At 42.8% G+C, this 1,099-nt stretch carries 1 protein-coding gene and 1 pseudogene; both read right to left on the bottom strand.

The window, feature by feature from the left end; all coding sequences use genetic code 11:
• Nucleotides 1-101 (bottom strand): annotated as a pseudogene (locus AC805_RS27455) (Sua5/YciO/YrdC/YwlC family protein); the annotation flags it as partial.
• 327 nt (nucleotides 102-428) lie between these two features.
• Nucleotides 429-1,013 carry a DUF2854 domain-containing protein gene (locus tag AC805_RS16675; RefSeq protein ID WP_055076451.1) on the bottom strand — a complete coding sequence of 195 codons (585 nt, stop codon included), beginning with the start codon at nucleotides 1,011-1,013 and terminating at the stop codon, nucleotides 429-431.
• Nucleotides 1,014-1,099 lie beyond the last annotated feature (86 nt).

Here is a 1,099-nt window from a genome sequence, read left to right as displayed (position 1 = left end):
TCGGGACGCACTGCCAAAGCAGGTACTGTATCGGTAGGAAAACTCACCAACTTCCCCGATCTCGCCCCTGCCACCAAAGCCGCTAAAGAAACTAAAGCCACAATTCCTACTTAATAACTAAATATAGCAATCCTACTCCCTTCCCAGTGAAGAATTAGACGTTGCGGCGCAAAGCGCCGCAACGCTAATTCTTGGTTTTTAATGTCTAATTTTATAGCGGGAAGGGAGTAAATCATTTGTAGATTTTTGCGTTGCGATCAAAACGATCCCCTACGGGATGCATTTCCCAAGAGATAGATATGTGGCGGCGCTTCGCGCGGACACATATCTATCTCTTACTATATAGCTGTTGCCAGTCCCATTAGGTCAAAATCAAAACCCAAAAGAGAGAGGCGGCGCTTTGTGCCGCCTCTCTGCTTTGGGAATGCCTAAGCACCAATTACCGCTGGAATTTCTGAAATCAAACGTAAATCAAACTCTTTATTTTCCAATTCCGCCACAACCGCCACGATCCCAGGACCAAAAAATCGCGTCAATTTATCTTGTTTTTGTTGCCAAGTTGCAAAGTCTATCAAAGGCGATCGGAAACGTAAAACCAAACTGTAAGCGCCCTTGGTCTCCTCTGCTTGAGAAATTTCTTCATAGATCCCCACCAAGATAGGACGTTCTTCATCGGTAGGACTCATACCCAGTTTTTCTAAAACCTCGTCCAAATGAGCCTTAATACCGTAGCGATAACGAGTTACATCTTGGCGTAGCTGCTTTTGGGTTGAGGTTTCTTGTGCCTTGCGTAAATTCAAAACCTCATCTGATAAAGAAACAACCACAGGTACTGGTTTAACTTCCGAAGACTTAAACGCAAAGCCCCCTAAGAGGATAGGAAAACCATAGAAAAATCCGATCAGATTCAGCGTGGAATTACCTTTAGCGTAAGCCCAAAAACCCACGACAAAAAGAATTCCACCAACAAACAAACCTACGGAAGCTAGAGATATTTTATTAAGTTTAAGCATGATCAAAATTTAATAATACTTAACAAATGTATCTGTTAAATGCATCTATTTTCTAGATCTCTTCGGGAGATGCCCCATTCTATAGC

The sequence above is a fragment of the Pseudanabaena sp. 'Roaring Creek' genome (assembly GCF_001402795.1).
GTDB lineage: Bacteria > Cyanobacteriota > Cyanobacteriia > Pseudanabaenales > Pseudanabaenaceae > Pseudanabaena.
The sequence above is the reverse complement of the archived record's forward strand: the minus strand, read 5'-3'. Positions and strand labels throughout refer to the sequence as shown.

Excerpts from the sequence above, each read along its gene's own strand:
- AC805_RS16675 (WP_055076451.1), bottom strand. The coding sequence starts at position 1,013 with ATGCTTAAACTTAATAAAATATCTCTAGCTTCCGTAGGTTTGTTTGTT.